20 protein-coding genes and 1 pseudogene are annotated in these 25,188 nt (G+C 72.8%); 15 read left to right on the top strand and 6 right to left on the bottom strand.

What is annotated here, in order from left to right; genetic code table 11:
• The first annotated feature begins 401 nt into the window (after nt 1-401).
• Nucleotides 402-1,985 (top strand): acyl-CoA mutase large subunit family protein, encoded by a 1,584-nt coding sequence (locus ACVWNX_RS12330; RefSeq protein ID WP_454413959.1) that lies wholly within the window; start codon nt 402-404, stop codon nt 1,983-1,985.
• A gap of 60 nt (nt 1,986-2,045) precedes the next feature.
• On the opposite strand, the gene ACVWNX_RS12325 is transcribed toward ACVWNX_RS12330, so the two are convergent.
• Both ACVWNX_RS12325 and ACVWNX_RS12320 read right to left on the bottom strand, forming a co-directional pair.
• On the bottom strand, nt 2,046-4,394 hold the full coding sequence (locus ACVWNX_RS12325; RefSeq protein WP_454414733.1) for a COR domain-containing protein: 2,349 nt from the start codon (nt 4,392-4,394) through the stop codon (nt 2,046-2,048).
• A 126-nt stretch (nt 4,395-4,520) separates the two neighbouring features.
• Nucleotides 4,521-4,688 (bottom strand): annotated as a pseudogene (locus ACVWNX_RS12320) (leucine-rich repeat domain-containing protein); the annotation flags it as partial.
• 398 nt (nt 4,689-5,086) lie between these two features.
• Here ACVWNX_RS12320 and leuE point away from each other — a divergent pair.
• Nucleotides 5,087-5,746, top strand: coding sequence for a leucine efflux protein LeuE (gene leuE / locus ACVWNX_RS12315; protein ID WP_454413958.1), 660 nt, complete (start codon nt 5,087-5,089; stop codon nt 5,744-5,746).
• A 62-nt stretch (nt 5,747-5,808) separates the two neighbouring features.
• On the opposite strand, the gene ACVWNX_RS12310 is transcribed toward leuE, so the two are convergent.
• From ACVWNX_RS12310 to ACVWNX_RS12300, 3 genes are all read right to left on the bottom strand, one after another.
• On the bottom strand, nt 5,809-6,267 hold the full coding sequence (locus ACVWNX_RS12310) for a MarR family winged helix-turn-helix transcriptional regulator (RefSeq protein WP_454414732.1): 459 nt from the start codon (nt 6,265-6,267) through the stop codon (nt 5,809-5,811).
• Nucleotides 6,268-6,333: 66 nt separating this feature from the next.
• Entirely contained in the window at nt 6,334-7,788 is a 1,455-nt protein-coding gene (locus ACVWNX_RS12305; RefSeq protein WP_454413957.1) for a polysialyltransferase family glycosyltransferase, read from the bottom strand.
• A complete protein-coding gene (locus tag ACVWNX_RS12300; protein WP_454413956.1) occupies nt 7,785-8,759 on the bottom strand; it encodes a glycosyltransferase family 2 protein in 975 nt (324 codons plus the stop codon). The genes ACVWNX_RS12305 and ACVWNX_RS12300 overlap by 4 nt, the downstream gene beginning before the upstream one ends.
• 209 nt (nt 8,760-8,968) lie before the next feature.
• Here ACVWNX_RS12300 and ACVWNX_RS12295 point away from each other — a divergent pair, with 209 nt between their 5' ends.
• From ACVWNX_RS12295 to ACVWNX_RS12250, 10 genes are all read left to right on the top strand, one after another.
• Complete coding sequence (locus ACVWNX_RS12295; protein ID WP_454413955.1) at nt 8,969-10,273, top strand: DUF6716 putative glycosyltransferase; 1,305 nt, start codon at nt 8,969-8,971, stop codon at nt 10,271-10,273.
• A gap of 221 nt (nt 10,274-10,494) precedes the next feature.
• Nucleotides 10,495-11,829 carry a cytidylyltransferase domain-containing protein gene (locus tag ACVWNX_RS12290; RefSeq protein ID WP_454413954.1) on the top strand — a complete coding sequence of 445 codons (1,335 nt, stop codon included), beginning with the start codon at nt 10,495-10,497 and terminating at the stop codon, nt 11,827-11,829.
• Between the two features lie 14 nt (nt 11,830-11,843).
• On the top strand, nt 11,844-12,785 hold the full coding sequence (locus ACVWNX_RS12285) for an N-acetylneuraminate synthase family protein (protein WP_454413953.1): 942 nt from the start codon (nt 11,844-11,846) through the stop codon (nt 12,783-12,785).
• Between the two features lie 229 nt (nt 12,786-13,014).
• Nucleotides 13,015-14,187 carry a hypothetical protein gene (locus tag ACVWNX_RS12280; protein ID WP_454413952.1) on the top strand — a complete coding sequence of 391 codons (1,173 nt, stop codon included), beginning with the start codon at nt 13,015-13,017 and terminating at the stop codon, nt 14,185-14,187.
• Between the two features lie 136 nt (nt 14,188-14,323).
• On the top strand, nt 14,324-15,577 hold the full coding sequence (locus ACVWNX_RS12275) for an amidohydrolase (RefSeq protein WP_454413951.1): 1,254 nt from the start codon (nt 14,324-14,326) through the stop codon (nt 15,575-15,577).
• Between the two features lie 845 nt (nt 15,578-16,422).
• A complete protein-coding gene (locus tag ACVWNX_RS12270) occupies nt 16,423-17,487 on the top strand; it encodes a BMP family lipoprotein (RefSeq protein WP_454413950.1) in 1,065 nt (354 codons plus the stop codon).
• Between the two features lie 213 nt (nt 17,488-17,700).
• Complete coding sequence (locus ACVWNX_RS12265) at nt 17,701-19,362, top strand: ABC transporter ATP-binding protein (RefSeq protein ID WP_454414731.1); 1,662 nt, start codon at nt 17,701-17,703, stop codon at nt 19,360-19,362.
• A complete protein-coding gene (locus ACVWNX_RS12260) occupies nt 19,359-20,492 on the top strand; it encodes an ABC transporter permease (protein WP_454413949.1) in 1,134 nt (377 codons plus the stop codon). The genes ACVWNX_RS12265 and ACVWNX_RS12260 overlap by 4 nt, the downstream gene beginning before the upstream one ends.
• The gene (locus tag ACVWNX_RS12255) at nt 20,489-21,778 is read left to right on the top strand and encodes an ABC transporter permease (protein ID WP_454413948.1); all 1,290 of its coding nucleotides are present in this window, start codon (nt 20,489-20,491) and stop codon (nt 21,776-21,778) included. Before ACVWNX_RS12260 ends, ACVWNX_RS12255 begins: the two co-directional genes overlap by 4 nt.
• A gap of 128 nt (nt 21,779-21,906) precedes the next feature.
• Nucleotides 21,907-22,296 carry a cytidine deaminase gene (locus ACVWNX_RS12250; RefSeq protein ID WP_454414730.1) on the top strand — a complete coding sequence of 130 codons (390 nt, stop codon included), beginning with the start codon at nt 21,907-21,909 and terminating at the stop codon, nt 22,294-22,296.
• A gap of 149 nt (nt 22,297-22,445) precedes the next feature.
• Here ACVWNX_RS12250 and ACVWNX_RS12245 read toward each other — a convergent pair whose 3' ends face one another.
• Entirely contained in the window at nt 22,446-23,363 is a 918-nt protein-coding gene (locus ACVWNX_RS12245; protein WP_454413947.1) for a phosphatidylinositol-specific phospholipase C, read from the bottom strand.
• Nucleotides 23,364-24,017: 654 nt separating this feature from the next.
• Between ACVWNX_RS12245 and ACVWNX_RS12240 the strand changes: the two genes are divergently transcribed.
• The 3 genes from ACVWNX_RS12240 to ACVWNX_RS12230 all read left to right on the top strand — a co-directional run bounded on the left by ACVWNX_RS12240 (nt 24,018) and on the right by ACVWNX_RS12230 (nt 25,150).
• Nucleotides 24,018-24,350 (top strand): hypothetical protein, encoded by a 333-nt coding sequence (locus ACVWNX_RS12240; protein WP_454413946.1) that lies wholly within the window; start codon nt 24,018-24,020, stop codon nt 24,348-24,350.
• A 16-nt stretch (nt 24,351-24,366) separates the two neighbouring features.
• Nucleotides 24,367-24,678 carry a pore-forming ESAT-6 family protein gene (locus ACVWNX_RS12235; RefSeq protein WP_454413945.1) on the top strand — a complete coding sequence of 104 codons (312 nt, stop codon included), beginning with the start codon at nt 24,367-24,369 and terminating at the stop codon, nt 24,676-24,678.
• Nucleotides 24,679-24,742: 64 nt separating this feature from the next.
• A complete protein-coding gene (locus tag ACVWNX_RS12230) occupies nt 24,743-25,150 on the top strand; it encodes a DUF6507 family protein (RefSeq protein WP_454413944.1) in 408 nt (135 codons plus the stop codon).
• Nucleotides 25,151-25,188: the final 38 nt, after the last annotated feature.

The raw sequence follows: 25,188 nt of genomic DNA, 5'->3' as shown, positions 1-25,188 counted from the left end.
GGCGCCACCGGCGCGGGCGGGACATGTTCCCCCGGTCCCGCCCGCGCCTACGTGCACCTTCCGTACACCGGCCTCCGCGCCCGTCTCCCGGGTCCTCTTCTCCCCCTCGAAGCCGGTGCCCGCCGCCGTCCGGACGTCTTCCGCCCCTCATGTCTCGCGCCGGGGTTCGTGCGGTTCCGTCCCGGGTCGTCCCCCTTCGCCCCCGGAAACAGGGTCCATTCACTCAGTGTAGGAACACCGTGACCGTCGCGCCCGCGCTTTTTCCCCGGGCGGGAGGGCGCCCGTACCGCCCCGGTGTCCCCGCCGGGTGGCCGTGACCGTCGCGCGGATTCCGGGGGTGCCGCGCATGCTGGCAGCAGCAGACGGAGGGGCGGACGGTCCTCGTGGAAGGTGCGGATGCGGTGGTGCGTGAGTCGGAGTCCGGGTTGCCCATCGAACCGGTGTACGGGCCGGACGCGCTCACGGGCTGGGACCCGGAGGTACGGCTCGGGGCGCCCGGCGCGTACCCCTACACCCGGGGCGTCCACCCCACGATGTACACCGGACGGCCCTGGACCATGCGCCAGTACGCGGGCTTCGGCACCGCCGAGGAGTCCAACGCCCGCTACCGGCGGCTCATCGAGCACGGCACCACCGGGCTGTCCGTCGCCTTCGACCTCCCCACCCAGATGGGGTACGACAGCGACGCGCCGATCGCCGCCGGGGAGGTCGGCAAGGTCGGCGTCGCCGTCGACTCGGTCGACGACATGCGGACCCTCTTCGACGGCATCCCGCTCGACCGGGTCTCCACCTCCATGACGATCAACGCCCCCGCCGCCCCGCTGCTGCTCCTCTACCAACTGGTCGCCGAGGAGCGGGGCGTCGCGGGGGACCGGCTGACGGGAACCGTCCAGAACGACGTCCTCAAGGAGTACATCGCCCGGGGCACCTACATCTTCCCGCCCGCCCCCTCCCTCCGGCTGACCTCGGACGTCTTCCGCTACTGCCGGGCGGAGCTGCCCCGCTGGAACACCATCTCCATCTCCGGCTACCACATGGCCGAGGCCGGGGCCTCGCCCGCGCAGGAGATCGCGTTCACCCTCGCGGACGGGCTCGCCTACGTCCGCGCCGCCCTCGCCGCCGGGATGGCCGTGGACGACTTCGCGCCCCGGCTGTCGTTCTTCTTCGTCGCCCGCACCACCCTGCTCGAAGAGGTCGCGAAGTTCCGCGCCGCCCGGCGGGTGTGGGCCCGGCTGATGCGGGTCGGGTTCGGGGCCCGGGAGCCCAAGTCCCTGATGCTGCGCTTCCACACCCAGACGGCGGGCGTCCAGCTCACCGCGCAGCAGCCCGAGGTCAATCTGGCGCGGGTCACCGTCCAGGCCCTCGCCGCCGTGTTCGGCGGCACCCAGTCCCTGCACACCAACGCGTTCGACGAGGCCATCGCCCTGCCCACCGAGAAGGCCGCCCGGCTCGCCCTGCGCACCCAGCAGGTCCTCGCCCACGAGACGGACGTGCCCGCCACCGTCGACCCCTTCGCCGGGTCGTACGCGGTGGAGCGGATGACCGACGACCTGGAGGAAGAGATCACCGCCCTGATGCGACGGGTCGAGGACCTGGGGGGCGCCGTCGCCGCCATCGAACGGGGCTTCCAGAAGGGGGAGATCGAACGCGTCGCCTACCGAGTCGCCCGGGAGACCGACTCCGGCGAACGGGTCGTCGTCGGGGTCAACCGCTTCGTCCTCGACGAGGAGGAGCCCTACGAGCCGCTCCGGGTCGACCCGGCGATCGGGGCCCGCCAGGCGGAACGCCTCGCCGCCCTGCGCGCCGGACGCGACGGGACCGCCGTCGACCGCGCCCTCGCCGAACTGCGGGACGCCGCCCGGTCCACCACCGCCAACACCCTCTACCCGATGCGCACCGCGCTGCGCGCCCGCGCGACCGTCGGCGAGGTCTGCGGGGCGCTGCGCGAGGTCTGGGGCACCTACGAACCCGCCGAACGGTTCTGACCCCTCGTCGGGGATGGCCCTCATCGGTCGGTCCGTGACGTCATCGGTCGGCCCGTGATGTCACTGGCTGGTCCGTGGCGTCATCGGCCCGGCCGGGGCGGTGCCACCGCTCCGGGGAGGGGGGAGCGGGACGGCGGGCGGTCCCGGGGACGGTGACGTCGGGACGGCCCGGGAGCCCTGGTCGTAGGTGCGGGCGTGGGCCGCGCAGAGCCAGTACGTGGGGCCCTCCGGGGTGGTCACCTTGTTCAGCCCGCCCCACTCCTCCGCCGGGTCGAGTTCCTTGAGCAGCGCGTGCATCCGGCGGTAGGCCGCGTGGTCCTCGGCGTGCGTCATCGACTGCGCCCCCGTCTCGTCCAGACCCCGCCGCAGTTCCTCCGGCACCCCGTCCAGCAGCGCCTTCATCAGGTCCGCGTCGTCCTTCATCGCCTTGCCCAGGTCCTCGGAGGCGGCGCTGATGCCCGCGCCGAAGACGGGCGCCACGTACCGCAGCGCCCGCAGGGTGCGGTGGGCGTACGGCAGCACCGTCTTGGTGAACTCGCCGCGCGCCGGGAGCGCGTACGGTTCCACGCCCTCCAGCAGATGCCACTCGCCGGGCGCCTCGCAGCACAGGTGCAGCTGGAACACCTCGCCGGGACGCAGCGCCTGTCCCGCCTCCCGGCGGGAGGCCCGTCGCACCCACACCAGGCTCGGGCACAGCACCTCGTTGCGGGACCGTTCGCGGCGCAGCGAGTGCAGGAACTCCCGCTGCTGCTGGGCGAGTACGGCGCCGAGCGCGGCGTTCTGTTCCTGCTGGAGGCCGATGAGCTGGTGGAGCATGCGCTGGGTCTCGTCGCCGCCGGACGGTTCGATGCCCTGGAGCAGGACGGAGACCCGCACGTCGTCCAGGTGCTCCGGGCACTCGATCCGCTCGCGGGGCGGGTCCATCGCCAGCCGGGCCAGCAGTTGTTCGTGCCGGAACTCATGGGCGCAGGGGCGGCCGTCCCGGTCGGCATGCGGGCAGGGCACCAGCCGGGTGATGTCCAGACCGGGGTAGCGCTGGAGGGTCTGTTCGAACCCGTCCTTCAGCACCGCGAAGAAGTCCTGCGGGTACGGGCCGCGCACCCGTAGCTCCGCCGTCTTGGCGTGCCGGTCCACGGTGATCAGCGCCGCGTGCTCCCCGTCCTGGTGCCGCAGCAGCGCTCCCGACCGCCAGCGCACCGGCGTCGAGAAGCGGTGCTCCCGGGCGATGAACCAGGTCGGGATGCCGGGCGGGACGGTGTGCAGCCGGTAGCGGAGCCGTAGTTCGCGCCGCCCGGGGCCGCCGCCGTACGCGTCCCACTCCCGCTGGTGCCCGGCGGGCGGTTCCCAGGGCAGCAGCTCCACCACCAGGCTCGCGGTCCGGTCCTCCGTCCGGTACGAGAGGTCGAAGTTCTCCATCATCCGGACGAAGTGGCGGCGCAGTCGGCGTTCGACGTCCTGCCACAGGGTCTCCCCGTACGTGTGCTGGAACAGCCCGCCCGCGTTCAGGACCTCCTCGGAGTCCAGTACCCGGCTGATGTAGGCGGTGAGCCACTGGGGCCGCAGTACCACCAGGTCGGCGAGTTCCTCGTCGTCCGGGTAGTGCAGCAGATCGCCCAGGCTGTGCAGGGCGGCGGTCAGCGAGGACTGGTGCGCGGGCTCCCGGACGCCCGCCCCGGCCAGCAGCTCGGCCAGCCGCTCCGGTGTGACGTGCTGCTCGGGGTGGGCCCGCACCGCGTCCGCCGCGCGCAGCCAGGTGCGGGGCCAGGCGGCGCCCATCAGTGGCAGCTTCGCCACCTCCTGGCGGATTCGCTCGCGGACCTCGTCCACGCCCTGTCCGCTCGCGCTGTCCGCGCTCAGGCTGCCGATGACCAGCTCCGGGTAGGTCTCCCGCAGTTCGCTCAGCGGCAGGTCCGGCGGGCGCGGGCCCAGATGCGTGGCCACCAGCAGCACCGGGGCGTGCGGGGCCCGTGCCTTGATCATGTCCAGCCAGTAGTGCAGCTTGCTGGCCTCCCACCCGATCTGCGCGTCCCACAGCAACAGGAACAGCGACCGGTCGGTGAGGAAGAACTGGTGCGTGGCGTGGTAGATCTCCTGGCCACCGAAGTCCCAGGTCGCCAGTCGCATGATGACCGGTTCGTCCGGGGACGGCGGCGGACCGGGGTACGGCAGGCACAGCTCGCTGACGGTCAGCCCGTGCGTGCTGTCCTCCTGCGGGTCGTGCACCTCGCCGCGCAGCGCCTTCAGCAACGAGGTCTTCCCGACCCGGCCCTCTCCGACCACCACGACCTTGGACGACCACTGGCGGACGGGGTCCTCGTCCAGGTCGCGGAGGAAGGTGAGGATGGCCGGTGTGCCCGCCGCTACGATCTCGGGCGGTGGGGTGGTGAGGGGGTTCCCCCATACAGCCACAGCTTCGAGGAAGCGGAGCCGACTGAGTGACGCAGGGAGGGAGCGGAGGTTGTTCCTATCGAGGTAGAGGTGCGACAGGCTGCTGAGTTTGGTCAACGAAGCAGGAAATGACGTGAGCTGGTTGCCATCTAGGTCTAGAAGTCTGAGCCGGTCAAGACGGTCAAAGCTTTCAGGGAGACCGGATAGCTTGTTGTCCTGAAGGCGCAGAATAGTCAGCCGTCGTAACCGGCCGAACCTCTCCGGCAGGGAACGCAGTCCGCAGGCTAGGAGATGCAGCTCTTGCAAGCTGGTCATCTCGCACAGCCACTCTGGTAGCTCGTGGAGATTCGCTCTGGTCACCCTCAGCCGCCGGAGGCCCGTCAACTCCCCGAGTGACTCAGGCAGCCTGGTCAGACCAAGACCAGCCAGCGCCAAGACGGTGCTCCCCGAATCCCGGCACTCCCGCACCAGCTGCTCAGCCCGCGCGAACCCTTCCTCCGCGTTCCGAACCGGTCCCCCATACCCCATCCGCAACCAGCCCCCGCCCGTCCCGTAGACAGCCACGGCGGCCCGCACGCCACCGTCCCCGCCAATCTACGGGCCGCCACTGACAGTGGGGGGTCGGTCACCGGAACGCGAGGGCGGCGGGCGGGTGGACGGAGGGGATAGATGCCCCTATCACGTAGTGCTGGTTTCGTGCGACACTCCGGCTCATGCTCGGTGTCACAGACCTCTCCACCTACCTCGTGGGCCTCATCCTGATCGTTCTGCTGCCGGGGCCGAACTCCCTGTACGTGCTGTCGGTCGCGGCGCGGCGCGGGGTGCGCAGCGGGTACGCGGCGGCGGCCGGGGTGTGGGCCGGTGACCTGGTGCTGATGGTGCTCGCGGCGGCGGGCGCGGCCTCGCTGTTGCAGAGCAACCCGGTGCTGTTCGGCATCGTGAAGTTCGTCGGTGCCGGTTATCTGGCCTGGCTGGCCATCGGGCTGCTGAGGGCCGCCTGGGCGATGTGGCGGGGGCGGGACTCCGGTGCTGAGGAGGCGCCCGGCGGGGACGCGGTCGCCGCCCCGGCAGGGGAGCGGCCGTTCCGGCGGGCCCTGGTGATCAGTTTGCTGAACCCGAAGGCGATCCTCTTCCTGATCTCCTTCTTCGTGCAGTTCGTCGACCCCTCGTACGCGTACCCGGCCGTGACGTTCCTGGTGCTCGGCACCTGCCTCCAGCTCGCCAGCGGGCTCTATCTGACCGCGCTGATCTTCGGCGGTTCGCGGCTCGCGCAGCTCTTCCGCAGTCGCCGTCGGCTCTCGGCCGGGGCGACCACGGCGGCGGGCGCGCTGTTCCTCGGATTCGCGGCGAAGCTGTCCACGGCGGGCGTCTGACCCCACGGGGCCGGCCCACGGGGCCGGTCCGCAGGGCAGCGGCACTCCCGCGCGGCAGCCGGTCAGTGGTGCCAGAAGCGGCCGCCCGTGTTGTGGATCATCCGTTGCAGCACCTTCAGGGCCGCCACGTACTCCTCGTCCGTGACGCCGTCGTGGATGACGGCGAGTCGTTCCCGCTGGAACTCCGCCGCCTCCTGCCACAGCGTCCGCCCCGGTCCGGTGATCCGCACGCGGTCGGTGTCGTCCGTCTCCACCAGTCCCCGCCGCGCCAGCTCGGCGGTGGCGCTCTCGATGCCCGGTGCCCCGGTGTCCAGGTAGCCGCTGAGGAACGCGGCCAGCTCTGGCAGTTCGCGGCCGTCGGGCGAGGTCGCCAGCTGGCTGAGGATCCACCACTGGGGCTGGGTCAGGCCCAGCCCCGCGAGGCCCTCCCGGATGAATGGCACCACGGCCTTGTAGGTGGCCCAGCTCCAGTAGCCGATGGGCTGGCGGAGGAGTCCCTCGTCGTCGTGTGAGTACGCGATGTCGTTGGTCATGGGCACGAACGTAGGACCTTGAGTAAGGTTCAGGTCAAGGGTGCCCGGAGCCCGTCAGCCGAACGTGGCCCGTTTCGCCGCCCGGGCCCGTCGCGCCACCCTGCGGACGGCGGCGTCGCGGGGGAGGAACGCGAACCGCCGGGGCGTTCCGCCGGGCAGCTCCAGCGCGGTCAGCCGCCGCTTCTTGAAGTACCGCCGGGTGTCCTCGTCCAGGTGCCGTTCCAGATAGGCGTGCGCGGCGGCCCGGCGCTCCGGGTCGACCCGGGGTCCCATCGCGTAGCCGACGGCGGTGACCAGCCCGGTCAGTTCCTCCCCCGGGACGAACGCCGCCTCCCGTCCCGACTCCAGATCGGGCAGCAGCGCGTCGGCCAGGGTCACCGGCACCCGGTTGCCGTTCTGGTACGGGGCGAGCCGTTCCAGGAGCAGTCCGGTGCCCACCCGGGCGACCGGCAGCCCGTGGAAGGCGGCGGCCGTGAACAGCGCCGTCGAGAAGCAGCCGACGACGAGCGCGGGCCGCTCCCACCGGTACAGCGTCTCCGCGAGGACCGGGCGCTCCTCGACGGTCAGCTCGGCGCCCAGTTCGCGGGCCGCCGCCACGAGCCGTCGCACGGAGTCCACCGGGCTGGTGGGGTGCGGCTTGAAGACGATCCTGCGGTGGCCCCGGGCCACCGCGCCGCGCAGCATCCGCGCGTGCAGCTCGTCCTCCTCGTCGGGGGTGAGGATGCCCAGTTCGGCCAGGTACTGGCCGAGCAGCAGGGCGGGGGCCGGGGACGGGGCGACCGTGTTCCCCGGGTCCGCGCTCCGGACGTCCGCGCCGGGCCCGGGAGCGTCCGTACCCGTACCCGTACCCATGGCGGTACCCGTACCCGTGGTGGTACCCGCGCCCGCATCCGCTCCGGTACCGGTATCCGCCCCCGGCCCGTCCAGGGCGAGTTCGTCCAGCACCTTCAGGAAGGCGTCCGTCGGCACCGTCCGGGCCGGGACGCCGAACTCGGTCAGCAGCAGCGGGCGCAGTCCCGGCACCAGGTCCAGGTGCAGCAGCTCCCGCACCCGGGTGCCGATCAGCGGGTCGAGGCGGTCGCGGGTGGGGCCGTAGCTCATCAGCCCGTCGGCGTAGACCCGCAGGGGCGCGTCGGGGAAGATCCTGGCGATCGCCATCGCCGGGTTGACGTGGAGGGACTCCACGACGAGCGTGACGTCGTCGTCGCCCAGGCGCCAGGCCAGCCGCAGGTACCGTTCCCACAGCGGGACGTCGTCGGTGCGGGGGGACCAGCCGCCCGGATGGAACGGGGCGATCGTCCCGTTCCAGGACCGGACCTCGTCGAAGCGGGCGCGCAGCCGGGCGAAGCCGGGGGCCTCCTCCGGCGCGGGGGCGGTCTCGGGGACGGCGGAGTTCCGGGAGAGGAGCAGGACCGTCCGGTCCGCCGGGGGCAGCAGGCCCGCGTCGAGCGCGGCGGCGAGGGTGGCGACCCCGTACGGGGTGGACGCCAGCAGGACGCGGACGGTCACGCGGCGGCCCCCCGCGTGGTGGAGCGGCGGAGCCCGCGCAGCAGGGTGGCGCGCCGGGCGTCCAGTCCGTCGAGGACCCCGTCCAGGACCCCGGAGGGCATGCGGCGCAGCGCGTCAGCGCTCCGCGCCTTCAGTTCGCGTGCCACGGGCGGTTCGAACCTCTCGATCGTGCCGAGGTGATGGGAAATGATCGCGCAGTAGGTGCGCACCGCTTTCGGGAGGAATTCCGCTGCGTCGCGGTCGGCGGCGGTTTCCAGGAGGACCCGGTCGAAAGCGCGAATGAAGTCGAGTTGCCGGACATCCCCGATCTGGGTGAGTGACGACGGAATTCCGCGCCGATAGAAAACGCCCAGCAGTCCGACGATCGCCATGGACCCGGCCTCCCGGTGCAGCCGCCAGATCCACGGGCGGTCCTCGGCGGTGCGCAGCCCGTCGTCGAAGCGGAGCGTCCCCCGGTCGAGCAGCCGCCGGTGGTAGACGCCCGCCCAGGCGTACGGGTAGTCCACGGAGGTGGTGCGGTCGGCGGGCAGGATCAGGGTGCGGGGGTCCAGCGCCTCGCCCCGCCGTCCGTGCGGGACCCGGTGCGGCGAGCGGGTGCGGCCGGTGCTGCGCACATGGTCGGTGCGGACCACGTCGCAGTCCAACTCCTCGATGGTGGAGAGCAGTTCGGCGTAGTAGCCGGGGGCCGCCCAGTCGTCGCCGTCGAGGAAGGTGAGATAGGTGCCCCGGGCCGCGTCGAGCCCGGTGTTGCGGGCGGTCGCCAGCCCCGCGTTGTGCTCGTGCCGCAGCAGCACCGCCCCCGGCAGCTCCCGCGCGGCACGGTCGAGGAGTTCCCCGGTGCCGTCCCGGGAACAGTCGTCGACCAGCAGGAACTCGATGTCGTCCCGGGCGTTCGCCCGCAGACTCCGCAGGGTGTCGGGCGCGTATTGCCGTACGTCGAAGAACGGCACGATGACGGAGAGCTTGACCACCTGGTCGACGTTATGCGGGCAGTCGGCATTCGTCGTGGACCGATGACGGACACCTGGTGAACGAAGCGTGGCAGAACGGTTAACCGGGCGCTTCCGGACCCCCTCTCCGGCCATTCCCCGGCTCAATTGGGGAATTCGCGATGTGCTGTTCACCGTTTGTTGTACTCGGGTTGGGCCGCGCCTCCGCGTCGCTTCCTAGCGTCCTCGGTGTGGCAGCGAACAACACGAAGTCCCTCCGGGTCGCCGTCCTCGCGGACTCCGACACCCGGTGGAAGTGGGGCGCCCTCACCGCGCACCGGCTCGTCCCCGGCGGACGGGTCGACGGACACCTCCTGCGCGGCCGGTCGACCCCGACCGCCCGTCAACTCGGCGAGACGGACGGGTCCGGCGCCCGCGCCGACTCCCTCACCGAGGTCACCACGGCCGGGTTCCTCGACGCGATGGCCCGCACCCGGTACGACGTGGTCGTCCTCGCCCTCGTCGGCGGCGGCGTCCAGGCGGTGCTGCACGGCCTCACCCACGCCTGGCGGGGCCGTGAACGGCGGCCCGTGGTCGTCACCGGCTACGTCGGCGTGGTCTACGAGAAGCTCACCGACGGACTGCTGCTGCGGCACGGCGCGGACCTCGTCCTCGCCAACTGCCGCGCGGACGCCGAGCGCTTCCGCGCGGTGTACGAGGGGGTGGGCGCGGACCCGTCCGCCGTGGTGGAGGTCGCGCTGCCGTTCCTGGACGGCGCCCCGCACCGCCCCGCCGACCCGTACACCGTGGTCTTCGCCGCCCAGCCCTCCGTCCCGGCCGGGCGCGCCGAACGGGCCTATCTGCTGGACCGGCTGGTGCGGCACGCGCTGCGGCACCCCGCCCGGGAGGTCGTCCTCAAGCTCCGCTCCCGCCCCGGCGAACACACCACCCACATCGAGGAACTCCCGTACCAGCGGCTCGTCCGGGGACGACGGCTCCCCGACAACCTCCGGCTGGTCTACGGGCCCATGGGCGAGGTGCTCGACCGCGCCGACCTGCTCGTCACCGTCAGCTCCACCGCCGCGCTGGAGGCCCTGCACCGGGGGGTGCCCACCGGGGTCCTCACCGACCTCGGGGTCCGCGAGGCCCTCGGCAACCACCACTTCGTCGGCTCCGGGTGCCTCACCTCCTGGGACGAACTCGACGCGGGCCGTACCCCGGTGTCCGACCGGGAGTGGACCGCCCGGCAGGGCGTCGCCCCCGACGCCTACCCCCACGCCTACGACACCGCCCGCGCCCGGGTCGCCGAACTGCTCGCCGGACCCGGCCCCGGGGTGATCTCCCCCTACTACACGGCCCGTTCGGCGCCCGGCTATCTGCCCGGCCTCCTCGCCCGCCACCGTCTCGGCCCGGACGGCGCCCCGCTGGACGGCTCCGCCTCCGGCCCGGGGGCCACCGGACCGGTCCGGCGGGTGGTGCGGCGCGCGGCGCGCGGCGCCTACCGGCACGGGGTGCAGCGGGTCGCGCCCGCCGTACGACGCCTGGGGGAGCTGTGAACGGCTCCCTGTCCGCATCCGCATCCGTACCTGGAGGAACGGCGCACATGACCCCGACCGCGCACCCCGACGGACCCCTCCGGCACCCCGCCGGGTCCCCCGGGCGCACTGACGGACCCCTCCGGCAGGCCGACGGGCCCCTCCGGCAGACCGGTGGCCCCCTCCGGCAGGTCCGGCCCGGCCCGTCGGTCCGGTCTCCCCGGCCCGTCCGGGTCCTGGCGGTGATACCCGCCCGTGGGGGCTCCAAGGGGGTCCCCGGCAAGAACCTCGCCGAGGTCGGCGGCGTTCCGCTGGTCGTCCGCGCGGTCCGGGCCTGTCTGGCCGCCCCGCACGTCACGGACGTGGTCGTCTCCACCGACGATCCCGCCATCGCCGGGACGGCGCGCCGCGCGGGCGCCGAGGTCGTGATCCGTCCGGCCCCGCTCGCCGACGACACCGCCACCAGCGAGGCGGCCGTCCTGCACGCCCTGGACGCCGACGAGGCCCGCCACGGGCGGCCCGCCGACGTCGTCCTCCTCGTCCAGTGCACCAGTCCCTTCCTGACCGCCGCCGACGTGGACGCGACCGCCGCCGCCGTGGTCGCCGGGGGCGCCGACACCGCCGTCACCGCCGCCCCCTTCCACGGCTTCGTCTGGCGCGAGCGGCCCACGGCGCCCGGTGACCGCGTGGCACCCGGGAACCCCACGGGCTTGGACGGTCCCACTGCCCCCGGCGCCCCCACTGGCCTCACCGCCCCCGGCGACCCCGCGACCCCCGGCGGCGCCCCTGCACCCGTTCGGACCGTCCAGACCCTCCAGGCCCCGGGCGACGCCCCCGCCTCCGACGGCCTCGGCGTCAACCACGACAAGGCGGTCCGCCCCCGCCGCCAGGACCGCCCCCGGGAACTGCTGGAGACCGGCGCCGCCTACGCGATGGCCGTCCCCGGCTTCCGGGCCGCCCGGCACCGCTTCTTCGGCCGCACCGCCCTGGTGCCCACCGAGGCGGCCCGCGTCCTGGAGATCGACGACCCCCACGACCTCGACCGCGCCCGGGCCCTCGCGCCCCTCCTCGACCCGGCGGCACGCCCCGGCGCCCTGCCGCGCCGCGCCGACGTGGACGCGGTCGTCCTCGACTTCGACGGCACCCAGACCGACGACCGGGTGCTGATCGACTCCGACGGACGGGAGACCGTCTCCGTGCACCGCGGGGACGGACTCGGCGTCGCGGCCCTGCGGGAAGCGGGCCTCGCGCTGCTGATCCTGTCCACGGAACGCAATCCCGTGGTCGCCGCCCGGGCCCGGAAGCTCCGCGTCCCGGTCCTGCACGGCGTCGACCGCAAGGACCTCGCACTCAAACAGTGGTGCGGGGAACGGGGCATCGCGCCCGAGCGCGTGCTCTACGCGGGCAACGACGTCAACGACCTGCCCTGCTTCGCCCTCGCGGGCTGGCCGGTCGCGGTCGCGGACGCCCACGACGTGGTCCGCGACGCCGCACGTGCCGTCACCACCCGACGCGGTGGCGACGGCGCGGTCCGGGAGATCGCCTCCTGGCTCCTCGGCCCTTCACTCGACAGCTAGCTAAGGAACCACCCATGTCCCTGTACCCCTCCCGACCGCGCGCCCTCGGCTCCCAGCACGTCGGACCCGGTCTGCCCGTCTACGTCACCGGCGAGATCGGCATCAACCACAACGGCGACCTGGAGAAGGCGTTCGCCCTCATCGACGCCGCCGCCGACGCGGGCTGCGACGCCGTCAAGTTCCAGAAGCGCACCCCCGAGATCTGCACCCCGCGCGACCAGTGGGACATCGAACGCGACACCCCCTGGGGCCGGATGACCTACATCGACTACCGGCACCGCGTGGAGTTCGGCCTGGACGAGTACCGCGCCATAGACCAGTACTGCGCCAAGCGCGGCATCGACTGGTTCGCCTCCCCCTGGGACACCGAGGCCGTCGCCTTCCTGGAGCGGTTCGACGTCCCCGCCCACAAGGTCGCCTCCGCCTCGCTCACCGACGACGAGCTGCTGCGCGCCCTGCGCGCCACCGGCCGCACCGTGATCCTGTCCACGGGCATGTCCACGCCCCGCCAGATCCGGCACGCCGTCGAGGTGCTCGGCTCCGACAACATCCTGCTCTGCCACGCCACCTCCACCTACCCGGCGAAGGCCGAGGAGCTGAACCTGAGGGTCATCCACACCCTCCAGCGGGAGTACCCCAACGTCCCCATCGGCTACTCCGGCCACGAGACGGGCCTGCAGACCACCCTGGCCGCCGTCGCCCTCGGCGCGGTCTTCGTCGAGCGGCACATCACCCTCGACCGGGCCATGTGGGGCTCCGACCAGGCCGCGTCCGTCGAGCCGCAGGGCCTCAGCCGGCTGGTGCGCGACATCCGCACCGTGGAGGCGTCCCTCGGCGACGGGGTCAAGCGGGTCTACGACTCGGAGCTGGGCCCCATGCGCAAGCTGCGCCGGGTGCCCGGGGCGGTCGCCCAGGAGGAGCTGGCCGCCGCGGCGGGCGAACCGGTCACCGTCTGAACCCGGCCCGCGTTCGTCCGCACTCGTACCCGTATCGGTACGCGCACCCGTATCCGGTGACCGGTCCGGGGCCGGGCTCCCACCCGGACCCGGACCGGTCGCCCACCAGGCTCCCGTCCCCGTCCCCGCCCTGTCCCATGCCCCGCACCACGTGCGCCCTACGGACCCCGTCCACCCCGTCCACACCCGCCCACACCACCTGGAACACCCCACTCACCCGGAGCGGCCAGTGAGTCCCCGAGTCGGGCCTGAGGCCCCCACCCCGACGCTCGCGTTCGTCGAGAGCCCCGTCCAACTGCTCAACGTGCTGGAGTGGGCCCACGGCGCCGGGGCGCGTCCGCCGGGCGGCAGCCCCGCAGGGCCCACGGGCCCCATAGGCACTGCGGGCCCCGAGAGTCCCGTGGGGCGCACCGCCACGGACCCCCCGGGCGCGGTCGCCCCCGGAGAGCTGACCGTGGTGGTCCTCTCCCCGGGCGACCCCATGTCCCGGGGCCAGCTCCGCCGGATGGCCGAGCTGGCCCGGGACGAGGGCCACCGGGTCCGCTGGGAGGAGGCCCGGGGCGGCACCACGGCCCCCTTCCGGACGGTCGGCGGCCTCGCGCCGCTGCTGCGCGGAGCCGCCCGGATCGTCATCGGCGACCCGTTCTCCCGCTACGTCCAGCTGCTGCTGACCCTGACCCGGGCCCCCGAGCTGGTCGTGGTGGACGACGGCACCGCCACCATGGAGTTCGTCAGCCAGCTCGCGGGCGGCGAACGCCTGGTCCGCTGGCACCGCAGGGGCGGCCGTCCCGCCCCCCGCGACCTGCTGTTCGCCCCGGTCTCGGGGTCCGCGCGGCGCCGGTTGACCCCGGCCCACGGGCGCGCCGTCGAGGTCTTCTCGGCGATGCCGATCGCGGCGGCCCCGGACGGCGTCCGGATCACCCCCCACACCTTCGCGTGGACCCGCGCCCGCTTCGGCCCGCCCCGGGTCGGGGACGGCGCCGACCTCGTCGGCACCTCCCTGGTGGAGACCGGGGTGGTGGACCCCGACCGCTATCTGGACGCCGTCCGCTCGCTGGCCCGCGCCCACGGGGCCACCCGCTACTTCGCGCACCGCCGGGAACGGCCGGAGAAGCTGCACCGGCTGGCCACCGCGACCGGGCTGGAGATCTGCCGCCCCGACCTGCCGTTGGAGCTGATCGCCCGCCGGGGCCCGATCGGCCGGACGGTGCTCAGCTTCCCGTCCACGGTCGTGCACACCCTGCCCCTCGCGCTCGCCGGGACGGGGGCCCGGGTCACGGTCTGCGACATCGACCCCGACTGGCTCACCGAGCGTGCCTCCCCCCGGGCCCGGAGCTTCCTCGAAGGGGTCACCGGCACCGCGCGCGACGTGCGCCGACTGCGGTCCGTGTGCGCGGGTTAACCCCGGTTCCTACCCACTCAGGGTGACGTCCATGCGGGTCCGGGCCCGAACCGTTACGCCAATACGGCTGAACTTTCCTAGATCACGGCCCAGTTGACCCTTCCGGCGCCTTACCCTTCAGAGGGTGAACCAACTGATGTCCGCTGACACAGACTCCACGCCCGAAGCCGACCGCCCCGGCGGGACCCCCCTGCCCGGGACGCTCCCCGGCACGCTGCCCGAAGAACTCCGCGCCGAGCTGATCGCGTTCCGCCGCGACATGCACATGCACCCCGAGCTGGGCAACCAGGAGTTCCGCACCACGGCCGCGATCAAGACCCGGCTGGAACGCGCGGGACTCGCGCCCCGGGTCCTGAAATCCGGCACCGGACTCCTCTGTGACATCGGCACCCGGGACGGCGACGACCGTCCCGTCCTCGCGCTGCGCGCGGACATCGACGCCCTGCCCATCCCGGACACCAAGACCGGCTGCGCCTACCGCTCCACCGTCCCCGACCGGGCCCACGCCTGCGGCCACGACGTGCACACCACCGTGGTCCTCGGCGCGGGGCTGGTCCTCGCCGCGCTGCACCGCGAGGGGCGGCTGCCGCACCCCGTCCGGCTGATCTTCCAGCCCGCCGAGGAGGTGCTGCCCGGCGGGGCCACCGACGCCATCGGGTCCGGCGCCCTGGACGGCGTCGGCCGGATCGTGGCCGTCCACTGCGACCCCCGGGTGGACGCCGGACGCGTCGGGCTGCGCCCCGGCCCCATCACCTCCGCCTGCGACCGGCTGGAGGTCTCCCTGAACGGCCCCGGCGGCCACACCGCCCGTCCGCACCTCACCACCGACCTGGTCGCCGCCGCGGCCCGGGTCGCCACCGACGTCCCCTCGCTGGTCGCCCGGCGGATGGACGCGCGGTCCGGGGTCTCCGTGACCTGGGGGCGGATCGAGTCCGGCCACGCCTGCAACGTCATCCCGCAGCGCGCCGAGCTGTCCGGCACGGTCCGCTGCCTGGACCTCACGGCGTGGCGGCAGGCCCCCGACGCGGTGCACGCGGCGGTCGACGAGGTCGCCGCGCTGTACCGGGCCAAGACGGAGATCACCTACATCCGGGGCGTCCCCCCGGTCGTCAACGACCCCGTGGTCACCGAGCTGCTGCGGTCCGCGATGACCGCCCGGCGGGGCGCCGACTCGGTGGAGGACACCGAGCAGAGCCTCGGCGGCGAGGACTTCTCCTGGTACCTGGAGCACGTGCCCGGGGCGATGGCCCGCCTCGGCGTCCGCAGCCCCGGTGAGCGCGGGGTGCGCGACCTCCACCAGGGCGACTTCGACGTGGACGAGGCCGCGATCACGGTCGGCGTCGAACTCTTCACGGCCACCGCCCTCCTGGACGCCGAAACCCGCCCCTGACCCACCCCGTCCCCGGCCCCGGACGGCCCCCGACCCGTCCCGTCCCCGTGCTGCCCCCCCGGCCGTCCCCGTCCCGTCCCGCCTCCGCGCCCCGGACGGCGGCGGCCCCGGGCGCCCGGGGGACGGCGCCCAACGCGCTGGGCCCCACCCCGCCCGGGGCGGCACCCGCCGCGCTGGGGCCCACCCGCCCGGGGCGGTGCCTGACGCGCCGAGGGCCCTCCGCTCCGTGCATTCCCTCCGGCCGGTGGAGGCCCGCTCGCGCAGTTCCCCGCGCCCCTGACGGGGCACCCCAGAAGCGCCCCCACCGGACCCCGCAGAGACGCACCGGAAAGGCGCCCCTTCGGGGCGCACCCGAAGGGGCGCGGGGAACGGCGCGAGCAACCACGACGCGCCCGCGGCCGAAGACCAGACCCGCCCGTACGGCCCCGGACCCCGAACCCCGACCAGGGCGCACCCGAAGGGGCGCGGGGAACGGCGCGAGCAACCACGACGCGCCCGCGGCCGAAGACCAGACGCACCCGGGCGGCCCCGGACCCCGAACCCCAACCAGGGCGCACCCGAAGGGGCGCGGGGAACGGCGCGAGCAACCACAGCGGCCCCGCGGAGACCCACCACCCCGCCCCTCCGCCACGACACGCCCGGCGGGGCCCCGAGGGCCCCGCCGCCCCGCCCCGGTGGCACCCTGGAGGCACCCCGGGCCCCAGGAGCCACCCCCCACCCGCACGGGCTGTGCGTCGATCCGATAACAGCTCCGCAAGAGCCCTTTATCTGACATCTACGCGCGTTACGATCGCGGCAAAACCAGCGCCGCAAGTGGCGCTTCGGTCAGGTTGAAGGAGCCCCCCTTGCGCCGGGTAGCCAAACTCTCCGCCGCGGTCGCCGCGACCGCCGCACTCGCACTCACCGCCACGGCCTGTGGCAGCACGTCGTCCGAGAAGAAGGAGTCCGGTTCGGACTCGTCGTCCAGCGGGGGCAAGGACGGCGTCAAGATCGGCCTCGCGTACGACGTCGGCGGCCGTGGCGACTACTCCTTCAACGACTCGGCCGCCCGTGGCGCCGACAAGGCGAAGAAGGAGTTCGACGGCGAGCTCAAGGAGCTCACCGCGAAGGTCACCGACACCGAGGCGGACCGCGAGCAGCGGCTGTCCTCCCTCGCCGACGCGGGCTACAACCCGATCATCGGCGTCGGCTTCGCCTACTCCGCGTCGATGACCAAGGTCGCCGCGAAGTACCCGAAGACCACCTTCGGCATCGTGGACTCGGTCGTCGACGCCCCGAACGTCGACAGCATCACCTTCACCGAGGAGCAGGGCTCCTACCTGGCCGGCGTCGCCGCCGCGCTCAAGACGAAGAAGGACCACGTCGGCTTCATCGGCGGCGCGGACATCCCGCTGATCAAGAAGTTCGAGGCGGGCTTCGTCCAGGGCGTCAAGGAGACCAACCCCAAGATCGAGGTCGACACCCAGTACCTGAGCCGCGGCTCGGACACCTCCGGCTTCGCCAGCCCCGACAAGGGCAAGGAAGCCGCGCAGGGCATGCTGGACGGCGGCGCCGACGTGATCTACACGGCGGCCGGTTCCTCCGGCACGGGCGCCATCGAGGCCGTCGCGGGCGTCAAGGGCGCCTGGGGCATCGGCGTCGACTCGGACCAGTACAACGTCCCGGGTCTGGCGAAGTACAAGGAGTCGGTGCTGACCTCCATGGTCAAGAACGTCGACATCGGCGTCTACGACCTGGTCAAGTCGGTCAAGGACGGCAAGCCGCTGACCGGCGTCAACACCTACCCGCTGAAGGACGGCGGCGTCTCCCTCTCCGAGAGCGGCGGCTTCCTGAAGGACATCCAGGGCAAGCTGGACGAGGCCCGGCAGAAGATCATCGACGGCACGGTCAAGGTCAAGACGACCCCGTGACCACGAGGTCCGGGTGAGCCGGACCTGGGCTCGGCGGGGAGCGGCGCGTGACGCCTTCCCCGCCGAGCCATAACAATGTGTCAACTCTACGCGTGTAGCGTTCAGTTGGCGCGTGACGTCCCCCCGGTGCCCCGGCGACAGTTGCTCCCGTCGCCGCCGTGCCGGCGACACAGGGAAACCCGCGTCCCCGACGCCCGCCCTCCCACGCCTCGCCTGCCCCTTTTCCCCGAGGAGTGCGCCATCAACGCGTCCAGCCCGTCACCGCCGCCGGCCGCCGCCGTCGAACTGCGCGGCATCACCAAGCGGTTCCCCGGCGTCGTCGCCAACCGCGACATCGACATCACCGTCCGCAAGGGCACCGTCCACGCCCTGTGCGGGGAGAACGGCGCCGGCAAGTCGACCCTGATGAAGATCCTCTACGGCATGCAGAAGCCGGACGAGGGCACGATCACCGTCGACGGCGAACAGGTCTCGTTCCACAGCCCCTCCGACGCCATCGGGCGCGGCATCGGCATGGTCCACCAGCACTTCATGCTGGCCGACAACCTGACCGTGCTGGAGAACGTGGTCCTCGGCGCCGAGAAGCTGCACGGCATCGGCGGCAAGGCGCGCAAGCGGATCAAGGAGATCTCCGACGCCTACGGGCTCGGCGTCCGTCCCGACGTCCTCGTCGAGGTACTGGGCGTCGCGGACCGCCAGCGGGTGGAGATCCTCAAGGTCCTCTACCGGGGCGCGCGCACCCTCATCCTCGACGAGCCCACCGCGGTCCTCGTCCCCCAGGAGGTCGAGGCGCTCTTCGACAACCTGCGGGAGCTGAAGTCCGAGGGCCTCACCGTCATCTTCATCTCGCACAAGCTCGGCGAGGTGCTGTCGGTGGCCGACGACATCACCGTCATCCGGCGCGGCACCACCGTCGGCACCGCCGACCCCCGCACCACCACCTCCAAGCAGCTCGCGGAGCTGATGGTCGGCAGCGAGCTGCCCTCCCCGGAGACCTCCGAGTCCACCGTCACCGACGTCCCGACCCTCGTGGTGGACACGGTCCGGCTGACCCAGACCGACCTGGACGGCGTCGAGCGGATCATCCTCGACGACATCACCTTCACCATCCACCGGGGCGAGGTCCTCGGGATCGCGGGCGTCGAGGGCAACGGCCAGTCCGAACTGGTCGAGGCCATCATGGGCCTGCGCGACCCGGACAGCGGCGTCATCACCCTCGCCGACGCGGACATCACCCACGCCACCACCCGGCACCGCCGGGAACAGGGCATCGGCTACGTCCCCGAGGACCGCCACCGCCACGGACTGCTCCTGGAAGCCCCCCTGTGGGAGAACCGGATGCTCGGCCACATCACCGAGCGCCCCAACTCCCGCGGCGGACTCCTCGACATCAAGGCGGCCCGCGCCGACACCGAGCGGATCGTCAGCGAGTACGACGTCCGCACCCCCGGCATCGACGTCACCGCGGCCTCGCTCTCCGGCGGCAACCAGCAGAAGCTGATCGTCGGCCGCGAGATGAGCCACGCCCCCAAGCTGCTGATCGCCGCGCACCCCACCCGGGGCGTCGACGTCGGCGCGCAGGCCCAGATCTGGGACCAGATCCGCGAGGCCCGCCGCGAGGGCCTCGCCGTGCTGCTGATCTCCGCCGACCTGGACGAGCTGATCGGCCTCTCCGACAGCCTGCGGGTGATGTACCGGGGCCGTCTGGTCGCGGACGCCGACCCGCGCTCCATCACCCCCGAGGAGCTGGGCTCCGCCATGACGGGCGCGGCCAGCGGCCACCTGGAACACACCGAGGACGCCGAGGACACCTCCGGCGCCGCCCCCGCGGCCCCCGAGGCGGACGGCACGGAGTCGGAGGACGACGCCCGATGAAGAAACTGACCGCCCGCTTCGACCGGGAGCGCGTGCTCCTCGCGGTCGCGGCGCCCGCCCTCGCGCTGGTCGCCGCACTGATCATCACCGCCCTGGTCCTCCTGGCCACCGGCAAGGACCCGTTCGCCGCCTTCTCCGACATGGCGACCTACGGCACCGCCAGCGACAGCCAGGTCTACATCCTCAACAAGGCGACCACCTACTACCTCGCGGGCATCGCGGTCGCCATCGGCTTCCGGATGAACCTGTTCAACATCGGCGTGGACGGCCAGTACCGGCTCGCCGCGTTCGTCGCCGCCCTGCTCGGCGGGGCGCTCACCGCGCCCGGCTGGCTGGCGATCCCGCTGATCATCCTGTGCGCGATGGCCGTGGGCGCGCTGTGGGCGTCCATCGCGGGCATCCTCAAGGTCACCCGGGGCGTCAGCGAGGTCATCTCGACCATCATGCTGAACGCCATCGCCACCGCCGTGATCGGCTACCTCATCCAGCCCGAGCAGCTCGGCCAGCTCGACAAGGCGGGCACCCTGGTGTCCACCAAGCCGCTGCCGGAGGGCTCCTGGTTCTTCGCCTTCGACGCCGGACCCGCCGGTGAGGTGTGGGGCTTCGTCCTCGTCGCGATCCTGGTCGGCGTCCTCTACTGGTTCGTCCTCGGCCGCACCCGCTTCGGCTTCGACCTGCGGGCCGTCGGCCAGTCCGAGACGGCCGCCGCCGCCAGCGGCGTCAGCGTCAAGCGGATGGTCGCCACCAGCATGATCCTGTCCGGCGCCGTCGCCGGTCTGATCGGCATGCCGACCCTGCTGAACGACAGCCACCACTACGCCAACGACTTCCCGCTGGGCATCGGCTTCACCGGCATCGCCATCGCGCTGCTCGGCCGCAACCACCCGATCGGCATCGCCCTCGGCGCACTGCTCTGGGGCTTCCTGGAGCGCACCACCAGCCATCTGGAACTCCAGGGCTACGACAAGGAGATCCTCGGCGTCATCCAGGGCGTCATCGTCCTGTGCGTCGTCATCGCCTACGAGGTCGTCCGCCGCTTCGGCCTCAAGCGCCAGCAGCAGCGCGTCGGCGCCGAACTCGCCGCCCAGGCCGCCGCCGCCCGTACCGAGAAGCAGGAGGTGGCCCGATGACCGCCACGATGACCGACACGCCGCCGCCCGGCGCGCCCCCGGCGGAGAAGGGCGCCCAGCGCCGCAGCCGCTGGACGCTCTCGCGCATCCTGCTCGTCATCGCGGGCGCCCTCGTCCTGGTCTCCGCCGTCCGGGTGATCACCGGCGCCGACCAGCTCACCTCCGAGGGCCAGATCAGCGCCGCCCTGCGGCTCGCCGTCCCGATCGGACTCGCCGGACTCGCCGGACTGTGGTCCGAGCGCGCGGGCGTCGTCAACATCGGCCTCGAAGGCATGATGATCCTCGGCACCTTCGGCGCCGGCTGGATCGGCTGGCAGACCAGCCCCTGGCTGGGCCTCGCCTGCGGCGTCGGCTTCGGCGTGATCGGCGGCCTCATCCACGCCGTCGCCACCGTCACCTTCGGCGTCGACCACATCGTGTCCGGTGTGGCGGTCAACCTGCTGGCGCTGGGCGCCACCCAGTACCTCGCCAAGATCTTCTTCGCCAGCGGCGACGCGTCCACCGCGGGCGGCAACCCCAAGCAGTCCCCGCCCGCCGAATCGCTGCCCGAGGTCACCCTCCCCTGGCTCTCCGAGGCCCTGCTGAAGGTCCAGGACCTGCACTGGTTCCTGATCTCCGACGTGGCGGGCATCCTCGGCGGCCTGGTCACCGACGTCTCCGTGGTGACGATCCTCGCCGTGCTGCTCTTCTTCGCGAGCTGGTGGATCCTGTGGCGCACCCCGTTCGGGCTGCGGCTGCGCTCCTGCGGCGAGAACCCCGTCGCCGCCGAGTCGCTCGGCGTCAACGTCTACACCCACAAGTACCTGGCGGTCGCCATCTCCGGCGGCCTCGCGGGCCTCGGCGGCGCCTTCCTGGCGCTGGTCACCTCGCACATCTACCTGGAGGGCCAGACCGGCGGCCGCGGCTACATCGGCCTCGCGGCGATGATCTTCGGCAACTGGCGGCCCGGCGGGCTGGCGATGGGCGCGGGCCTGTTCGGCTTCTCCGACGCGCTCCAGCTGCGCAACGGCGGCGAGGTCGTCCACGCGATGCTGCTGCTCCTGGTGGTGCTGCTGGTGCTGCTCGCGGGCTGGAAGCTGTACCGCAAGGCGATGGTCCAGGGCGTCATCAGCCTGGCGGTCGCGGCGGTCGTCCTGGTCTGGTTCCTGCTCACCGACGAGGTCCCCGGCGAGTTCGTCGGCGCCACCCCGTACGTGGTCACCCTGCTGGTGCTGTCGCTGGCCGCCCAGCGGTTGAGGATGCCCAAGGCGGACGGCATGCGCTACCGCAAGGGCCAAGGGAAATGACGCCTCCGGGACGGGAGCCGGGGTCGGCCGGCCCCGGGCCGTCGGACACCGGATCGGCTGACCCCGTGGCGCGGCCCGCCGACCGGTCGGACACCGGCCCGTCGGACGCCGTGCCGGGGGACGTCACCCTGCGGGACGTCGACTGGGGCGCCCTGCGGGAGGCCGCCCGGGACGCCATGTCCCGGGCGTACGCCCCCTACTCGGGCTACCCGGTCGGCGCCGCCGCCCTGGTGGACGACGGCCGCACCGTCACCGGCTGCAACGTCGAGAACGCCTCGTACGGTCTCGGCCTGTGCGCGGAGTGCGGGCTGGTGTCCGCGCTGGTGAACTCGGGCGGCGGCCGGCTCACCCACTTCACCTGCGTGGACGGCCGGGGCGAGGTCCTGGTCCCGTGCGGACGCTGCCGCCAGCTGCTCTACGAGTTCGGGGGCCCGGACCTCGTCCTGGAGACCCCGGCGGGTCTGCTCCCGCTGTCCGGGATGCTTCCCCAGGCGTTCGGCCCGGAGCACCTCGCGTAGTCCGCAGCCGTTCTGTTTCGTCGCGGCCACAGGCCCGGCGCGTGCCCTTCCTGCCGGGGCCCGCGCCGGGCCTGTTCCGTATCCGCCGGAGGGGCCCCGGTACCGGACCCCGGTCCCAGACCTCGACCCCCGACCCCGCGCCCCGGATGTCAGATGAAGTTCTTGTTGATCAGCAGGTCCAGGATGTCGGTGCGGTAGTTGGGGAAGTCCATCGGCACGACGCCGAAGCGGGCGCGCTGGTGCCTGCGGGGGTCCAGGTACGCGTAGACGCTCGGGAAGATCTTCTGAGCCCCGATGGAGGGGTTGGGGATGGGGCCCTTGGCGGTGCTGGTGAAGTTGATGAACATCTTGGACGTGCCCTGGTCGTAGAAGGCCCGGTCGAACTGCTCGACGATCGCCCTCCGCTTCGTGTCGTCCGGGACGTTGTACTGGTCCTGGATGTCGCAGTGGTCGCCGCCCCACCTGAGGGTCGCCCAGTCGTGGGTGAAGTTGGTGAGGAGCACGACCTTCCCCCGGGCCTGCCCCAGGGTGGGCCACGACGGGTTGGTCCAGAAGAGCGACCGGAAGCCCATGGACGGGTCGTCCAGGTGCCAGTTGAAGCGGCGCTTGAACTCCTCCGTGCCGAGTTTGTTGCCGCCGCTGTACTCGTTCCTGACCCGCATGACGATCACTTCGCGCGGGCTGCTCCGGAGGAAGTCCTGGCAGTCGCGGAGGACGTCCTGGTAGCGCTTGTACATGTAGACGGGGCCGTGGTACAGGCCCATCTCGTTGGCGGTCCCCGCCAGGCCGTTCAGCCGGATGTCGAGGAAGCGGATGCCGTTGCCGAGCTGTGTCGGCAGGTCCCAGTCCTGGCACTTGGGGACGGAACCCCCGCGGGTGGAGCAGGTGTTGTGGGTGCCGGGGATCGTCAGGGAGGTGATCGGCAGGCTGCTGGAGAGCGAGCTCATCCAGGACCGGTAGGCCCACCCCGCGGCGGCGGCGGTGTGGGGCACGCCGAGCACCGAGGCGGCGGCGAGGCCACCGGCACCGGCGCCCCACTTCAGGACGTCACGACGGGTAGGGGACATGCGCGCACTCCAGTTCGATCCCAGGTTTCGCCCCCGTCTCTCCTCGGAGGCGATGCGGCGGTCCGGTTCACCCGTCGGAGCGTCCGCCGGGTGAACCTTCCGGCAGAGGAGAGGGATCGGCGGAGCCGGAGGTTGCCTCGCCCCCTCCGCGATCCGGCCCGCGCCCGCCGGGGGAGACCGGCGACTGGTGGCCGGTGGTTGGTGGTTGGCGACCGGTGACCGGCCACCGGGTCGGCGCGCCACCGGTACGGGACCGTCGCGCGTCCGGCCCCGGCCGGGCCGGATCGGATCGTAGGCGTTTCGGTCACCCGGCGCTGTGATCCGGACAAGCTGGGGGCGGTGGGACGGAGGGCGCCCGCTGGGGGAACCGGGTACGGGCGAAGCGCGTTCTTCCTGATGGCGACCGCTCATGGACAGGTCGGCCAACACAGTTGCTGACACGGCCAGTCGGGGCGGAAACCCCATGACGGCGGACGGCCGGATCGAGCACGATGACGTCACGAGCCCGATGACGTCATCGGACATGAAGACGCCGTCGGGCACGAAGGCACCGTCATGAAGCCGTCATCGGGTGCGGAGGCAACGGGGCGATCGCGGCGAGGTCCGGCGCACGCGCGGGGCCGGTGCCGCACACGACTGTTCGGGGGTGGGTGCGTGAAGTTCGACATGGGCAGTACGACGCTGGGCGACCTCGGCAAGGCCACGACGGGGTCGAGCGACGACCTGGGCACGCTGATCCGGCAACTCATCGCGGCGGCCGATCCGTTGGAGGGCAAGTTCAACGGGGCGGGCAAGGTGGCCTTCGACTCCTTCAAGGCCCGCGCGGACGAGATCACCGCCGCGCTGAACGGTTCGCTCCAGGCGATCCTCGGCGGCCAGAGCGGCATGGACACCGCGTTCGGCACGGGGGACCAGGAGCAGGAGGCCAACGCCCACCAGAGCATGGGCTCGGCGAACTTCGACGCCGCCCGCTTCGGCGCGCGCTGACCGGAAGGAACCCACGATGGGACAGAACCTCGACCGCCGGTCCTACGACACCGGTGCGTCCGCCGAGGTGCAGGGCGGACTCCAGGGGGTCATCGCGCAGTTGGAGCGGGTGCTGGGCGACCGGGACGCCGCCGTCAAGGCCGCCATGGCCGAGTTCCAGGCCGACGGCGTCTCGGACGAGTACCACGGCAAGGAAGTCCGGTGGAACAAGGCGGCGAACGAGGTGCGGGAGATCATCCGCCTCGTCCGGAACACCCTGGAACAGAACGACGGCACCGCGCAGTCGACGCTGGCCAAGGCCAAGGCGGCGGTCGACGCCATCGGCTGACCACGTCCGACTGCGCCTGAACACAGCTGACTACGTCTGACCACGGGGGAACGGGGGCCGACGCATGACCGGATGGGACATCTCTCCGCTCGGGGTCAAGGGCGTGCTGGAGAAGACGGGCACGGCCGCCGAGGGGCTCGCCAAGGTGGGCACCACCCTCCAGACGGCGGTTCCGGCCGCGGCGACGGCGGCCGGTGGCCTCAGCGCGGGCGGTGAGGGCGAGGGGCAGGGCCTGGTCGCCGTCGCCCTCAGCCAGTTCGTCACGGCGCACACCGAACGGCTCCAGAAGATCGGCGCCCGCGCCTCCGCCTCCCTGAACGGCGCGGCCGACGCCACCAACGCCTATGTGACCGGCGATCTGGAGCAGGCGGCCAACGCCCAGCGGGAGGCCCTCAAGGAACCCGTGGTCGACCTACCGGGTCAGGGCGGTCCCCCGCCCGGTCATCCGGCGGCCACGCGGGCTGCGGGCTGACGGTCGGGCCGCTGGGTGACGGTCGGGCCGCTGGGTGA

Source organism: Streptomyces sp. JNUCC 64 (genome assembly GCF_054484115.1).
Note: the sequence above shows the minus strand (reverse complement) of the source record. Positions and strands in the feature narration are given on the sequence as shown.

What these genes read in the sequence shown, in the direction of transcription:
- ACVWNX_RS12230 (WP_454413944.1), top strand. Translation starts at nt 24,743, where the DNA reads ATGACCGGATGGGACATCTCTCCGCTCGGGGTCAAGGGCGTGCTGGAG.
- ACVWNX_RS12285 (WP_454413953.1), top strand. Translation starts at nt 11,844, where the DNA reads ATGTCCCTGTACCCCTCCCGACCGCGCGCCCTCGGCTCCCAGCACGTC.
- leuE (WP_454413958.1), top strand. Translation starts at nt 5,087, where the DNA reads ATGCTCGGTGTCACAGACCTCTCCACCTACCTCGTGGGCCTCATCCTG.
- ACVWNX_RS12235 (WP_454413945.1), top strand. Translation starts at nt 24,367, where the DNA reads ATGGGACAGAACCTCGACCGCCGGTCCTACGACACCGGTGCGTCCGCC.
- ACVWNX_RS12260 (WP_454413949.1), top strand. Translation starts at nt 19,359, where the DNA reads ATGAAGAAACTGACCGCCCGCTTCGACCGGGAGCGCGTGCTCCTCGCG.
- ACVWNX_RS12245 (WP_454413947.1), bottom strand. Translation starts at nt 23,363, where the DNA reads ATGTCCCCTACCCGTCGTGACGTCCTGAAGTGGGGCGCCGGTGCCGGT.
- ACVWNX_RS12275 (WP_454413951.1), top strand. Translation starts at nt 14,324, where the DNA reads ATGTCCGCTGACACAGACTCCACGCCCGAAGCCGACCGCCCCGGCGGG.
- ACVWNX_RS12255 (WP_454413948.1), top strand. Translation starts at nt 20,489, where the DNA reads ATGACCGCCACGATGACCGACACGCCGCCGCCCGGCGCGCCCCCGGCG.